The 5160-nt window shown below is 53.4% G+C and carries 3 protein-coding genes; all 3 read left to right on the forward strand.

What is annotated here, in order from left to right; all coding sequences use genetic code 11:
• Nucleotides 1-76: 76 nt before the first annotated feature.
• The 3 genes from ACB042_RS20050 (at nt 77) to ACB042_RS20060 (ending at nt 4978) form a co-directional block, all read left to right on the forward strand.
• A complete protein-coding gene (locus ACB042_RS20050; protein WP_371178991.1) occupies nt 77-3559 on the forward strand; it encodes a VWA domain-containing protein in 3483 nt (1160 codons plus the stop codon).
• A gap of 86 nt (nt 3560-3645) precedes the next feature.
• Nucleotides 3646-4206, forward strand: coding sequence for a hypothetical protein (locus ACB042_RS20055; protein ID WP_111899599.1), 561 nt, complete (start codon nt 3646-3648; stop codon nt 4204-4206).
• A gap of 55 nt (nt 4207-4261) precedes the next feature.
• The gene (locus ACB042_RS20060) at nt 4262-4978 is read left to right on the forward strand and encodes an SIMPL domain-containing protein (protein ID WP_371178992.1); all 717 of its coding nucleotides are present in this window, start codon (nt 4262-4264) and stop codon (nt 4976-4978) included.
• Nucleotides 4979-5160: the final 182 nt, after the last annotated feature.

Genomic DNA, 5160 nt, shown 5'->3' on the forward strand with positions numbered 1-5160 from the left:
GGGCAGCTACAGCTGGAGCGGTGCGAGCACAGCGGGAGTGCCGGGCTTTAGCTTGCCGGCGGACTGGAGCGGGGTCGTGAATGGCAACGTGGAGGGGACCACGGACGAGGGTGGGGCAGACAACAAGCCCTTCACCGTGACCGTCACTGCAACTAACGATGCTCCCATGCTGACTGTCTCGGATCTGCGTATATCCGAGGAGGGATTGCCGGGATCCAATCCAGACAATTCACCCAATCCCGGCGATATTACCGACAGCACTTCGACCTATGCGACGGCAAGTGTGACAGATATCGACAGCAATACCTTTACGTTCACTCTTTCTGCTCCATCTGGCCTGAGCTCTGGAGGTGTACCAGTTGTGTGGAGTGGTATAGGGTCTGCGACACTGGTGGGTTCAGCGGGAGGGATCCCAGTCATACAAGTATCTGTAGATCCGGTTGGTAAATATACCGTCACCTTGCTGGGGCCCATCGATCATGAATTTGGAGACGATAAGGAAGGACTGAAGACATTTACCTTCAACCTGTCAGCCAGTGATGGTGACTTGAGTGATACCAAGCAGGTAAGTGTTGTTATTGAAGACGATATGCCCGTGATCACAGGCATCGAAAGTCTGGAAGTGATGAATGTAGCCGACATCACTACCGGTGGATTGTTTGGCGTCTCTTTTGGTGCTGATGGCTCTCTGGGTACTGGTGGACTGAAACTGACTGGATGGCCTGATTTGGCAGGGATCACAGAAACCTTGTCGACTGATGGCAAGACTCTGGTAGCAACCATTGATGGTAGTGGGCAGCCACCTAAAGTGTTCTATACATTGACACTCAATGACGACAATACTTACAGCTTTGAACTGGTTACTCCCCAGCCAACCCAGACTTTCTCGATCGGGGCACAGTTCGGTGCTGGCGGGCCTGTTGAGACGATTGGAGTTACTGCTGGCGGGATTGGTGTACTGTTCGATGGTCTGCTGTTCAATGGCAGCGTCAATAATCCTCAGGATCTGCCGGGGAGTGATGCAGATAATCTCAACCCGAACAACAATGGTTTCGGGATTAAGAACGGCAACCTAGACAATAACGAAGGGTTCAAGGTATCCACGACTGCAGCCGTTGATGGGCTCTCTTTCAACGTCTACGGGGTTGGCAACACCAATACCAGCACCATACAGTGGGTGGCTTATGCTGCCGATGGCGTGACCGTCGTCGATTCCGGAGAGCTTGTTCTGTCAGGACTCAAAGGGTCGATGCAGTTGGCCAGCATAGAACCCGATGGGGAGTTCAGCCAGCTTTATGTCCGCTTTGTGCTGAATGGCAATGACTCAGTGAGGATCGAGAATTTCGGAGTGATCGACAAGATCACGCCTCCTGATATTGACCTTGATTTCAGTGCTACCTTGACTGATGCCGATGGAGATAAAGCCAGCGCCAACTTTACTGTATCGGTCAAGAGCAATGAGCCTCCCGTCGCGTCCAATATTCTGGTTGTGGGCAGCAACACCTCGGATATCCCCGACACTACCGGGACCCCCGGCACGGATGATGATCACAAGGTGCCCAACTCCAACGGTAGTCTGGATGGTCTGGTTGCAGGCGGTGCTGGTCACGATATTGTGGTGGGGGACATCGGAGGCACCAGTACCAATTTCATCCCGGGTGAGAATTACAATATTGCCCTGGTGGTCGATGTGTCTGGCAGTATGGCTGGATCACGACTGAATATGCTCAAGGCCTCCCTGACCCATTTGGCCAACCAGTTGAAAGATCATGATGGTGAGATCAATGTCACCTTGATTGGTTTTGCAGCGAATGCCAGCGAGAGTGTGACAATAGTAGGGCTTGGTGCCAGTAATGTGAGCAACCTGACCAATGCCATTGATGCACTGGTTGCCAATGGTGGCACCAACTATGAAGCCGCATTCAATCAGGCCGTGCAGTGGTTCAATGATGGTAGCAAGGCTGCTCCCGGTTACCAGAACCTGACATTCTTTGTCACGGATGGTAACCCGACTTACTACCTCAATGACAGCAATCAGGTCGCCGGACCAGGCAACAGCACCACATTTGAGGTGATCAAGGAGTCGGTGGATGCTTTTGTTTCACTCAGTGCCATCAGTCAGGTCAATGCAATCGGGGTGACCAATGATGTTAACAAGGATTTGTTGAAGTTCTTTGATAACACGACTGAAACGGCAGATCAGTTTTACTCGGCAGGCAGCTTCCTTGACTTGGCCACATTTGGTAGTGGTAGCGGCATAAATGCCGCCTCGGGATGGGTGCTCAGTGGTGATGCTCAGGGATCGCATACTGTTACGAATGGAAGCTTGCGGATCCGGGATGATCGAACCGGTTCTGATTCTGACAGGACAATATTGGCGCTCGCCGTGGCCAATGCCATCCAGGTTTCTGCGGCACAAGCCGGAGCAAGTCTGCAGTTCCAGTATGCCTTGAATGGTGTTAATAGCAGCGACAGCTTCACCTGGAAGTTGGTGAAACTCGAGGGTGGTGTCTGGGATATGCTCAATCCAGTGCAAACGGGCACCATTACTGGCGTTAGTTCGTCTGTTTTGACGGCTTACAGCACTATCACAACCGATGGACTGCCTGTCGGGCAATACGGGTTTGTGTTCGAACTGCTCGACAGCTCCAATGACCGGAATGCTGAGGTACGGATAGACAATATCCGGATCGAGCAGGGTTTCAATGCCCCGATCGGCGATGCCCAGATTGTGACCAGTGCCGAGCAGTTGACGGCAGCCCTGACCGAGGGGGATCAGATTACCGTGTTGCTGGGGGCCGGCAATGACGTGGCCGATGGTGGTGTTGGCAATGACATCCTGTTTGGCGATGTACTCAATACCGATACGCTGGCCAGCGAGTTGGGACTGGATCTGCCCCAAGGTTCTGGTTGGCTGGTATTTGAAACGCTGGAGTCCAGTCATGGGTGGACACGTGAACAGACGGTGGATTACATCCGGACCCATATTACTGAGCTGAGTGGGGAGAGTAGCCGCAGTGGTGGTAATGACACCCTATATGGTGGCAGTGGCAACGATATCCTTTTTGGCCAGGAAGGGAACGACACCCTTGTTGGAGGTGTCGGTGATGATTATCTGGATGGTGGTTCTGGTAGCGATATACTCACGGGCGACCTTGGTAAGGACATTCTGATCGGCGGCCTTGGCAGCGATACCATGACCGGTGGTGGGGAGAGTGACAGCTTCAAGTGGCTGGCGGGGGATGCGGACGGCAGTATCGATACCATTACTGATTTCACTTTAGGTGATACGAACAATGGTGGAGATGTACTGGATCTCTCGGATTTGCTGGTCGGCGTACCTGCAGTGGGGAACAACGAGGATCTGGCAGCCGTGCTGGACAACTATCTGCAGTTCAACACGACGACCAAGACGTTGACGATAGATCCTGCCGGGGCCGGTGGGAGCCCGGAACTGACCATCCAGTTCCAGAATTCACTCGACCTCGCCTCACTGGGCTCCAATCAGGAGATCATCAAGCACTTGCTGGATGACGGTAACTTGAAGGTTGAGCCGTAACCCTGTCTTGGGGCCGGGCTTGCCTGGCCCCTGTTTTTTCCTCAAGGGGATGGATAAGATAGCGGCAGTAGAGGAGAGGGGTAATCATGCAGTCATTCAACTGGGTCGACATTGATGGCATCCGTTATAGCTGGGATGGGCAGGGGAACATTACCTGCGCAGGCCAGTTTGGCTATCAGGCCTCGATCGCGGGGGATCGGCTGGATGGGATGGAGATTGAGAATGAGGCCGGTGATGTAGCGGGCTCGCTCTATGTTGATTTCGCTACGGCCTCTATCACTTATGTGCCGGTCATGGATACCGAGTCTGCCCATAACATGATTCTGGTTGGCCATCATCAGGGTCAGCAGGAGTATCCGCTGGCCAGTTTTCACTCTCCATTGTTGCAAGATTTGCTAGGGCCGTCTGATACCATCCCTTGGTCTGCGATGGAGGAGGATAGTGGTGGCACCAATATCGGACAGGCGGTGCAAGGACACGTTCTGTCGTGGGACTCGTTCCATTTCGATGATGAGGTGTTAGTCTGTGGCACGGCTCCTGCTCTGGATATGGCAAACCAGAGCCAGGATCCCGGCAGCATGGTCACCATTAGTCTCGATCTGACCAATCAGATACTGGATCAGCTCCCCCCCTTGCACGATATATGAATCCCGTAGCTGCACGGGCATAATGGCCTCAATCTTTCCGATTGAGGTTTTTTCTATGTGGCGTCCCCTTCTTACTCTTTCCGCTCTGGTTGTCAGTGCTCCGCTGCTGGCGATTGAAGTGCCGCAAGCGCCCCATCTGGTGGTGAGCGGTTATGCCGAGCAGAAGACCGAACCCGATATGCTCACCCTCAATGTGGCGGTGAGTGCACTGGATAAGCAGGGCCTCAAGGCCAAGCAGCAGGTCGATACCAAGGTCGCAGCCTTTTTCAGCCAACTGGAAGGGTTGGGGATCAAGCGCAGCGATGTTGAGGCTGGCAACCTGATGGTCTCTCCGGAATATCAGTATGGCGAGAACAAGAAGCCGGTATTGTTGGGGTATCGTGCTCAGCGACAATTGGCGGTGAAGCTCTATCAGCTCGACAAGTTGAGCCCCCTGATGGATACCGCACTCAAAGCCGGGCTGGAGTCCGTATCCCAGATGGAGTACGGGTTGAAGTCGCCGCAGGTCATCAAGGAGCAGGCCCGTTTGAATGCCGTTGAGGATGCCAAAACCAAGGCTGAATCTCTGGCCAAGGCGTTTGGGATGAAGCTTGGCAAGGTCTACAGTGTGGAGTACCGCAATGCTTCGCCCATTACCGCCTACAGCCGCAACCTGAAGGTGGTGCAGGCCATGGCGATGGCTGCTCCCGCGCCGGATATGGCGGACAACAGCTATCAACAACAGCAGATCACGGTAAGTGATAATATCGAGGCTGTTTTCTTGCTGGAGTGATGCCCGTCGTTTAAGTCCAGTCATGAACAACCCCGCTATTTGCTGCGGGGTTTTTATTGCGCATCGATGCATGTCTAGTCCTGAAATAGGTTTACACATTTTCAACTAGCATTTCTCTACTCAGAACCCCCTATGTACTGCATCGGGGGTTCTGTATTTCAACGCATGATGCGGCCGCTCCG

The sequence above is a fragment of the Aeromonas sp. S13(2024) genome, assembly GCF_041402405.1.
GTDB lineage: Bacteria > Pseudomonadota > Gammaproteobacteria > Enterobacterales > Aeromonadaceae > Aeromonas > Aeromonas veronii.

Coding starts and splice junctions, on each gene's coding strand:
- ACB042_RS20055 (WP_111899599.1), top strand. CDS start 3,646: ATGCAGTCATTCAACTGGGTCGACATTGATGGCATCCGTTATAGCTGG.
- ACB042_RS20060 (WP_371178992.1), top strand. CDS start 4,262: ATGTGGCGTCCCCTTCTTACTCTTTCCGCTCTGGTTGTCAGTGCTCCG.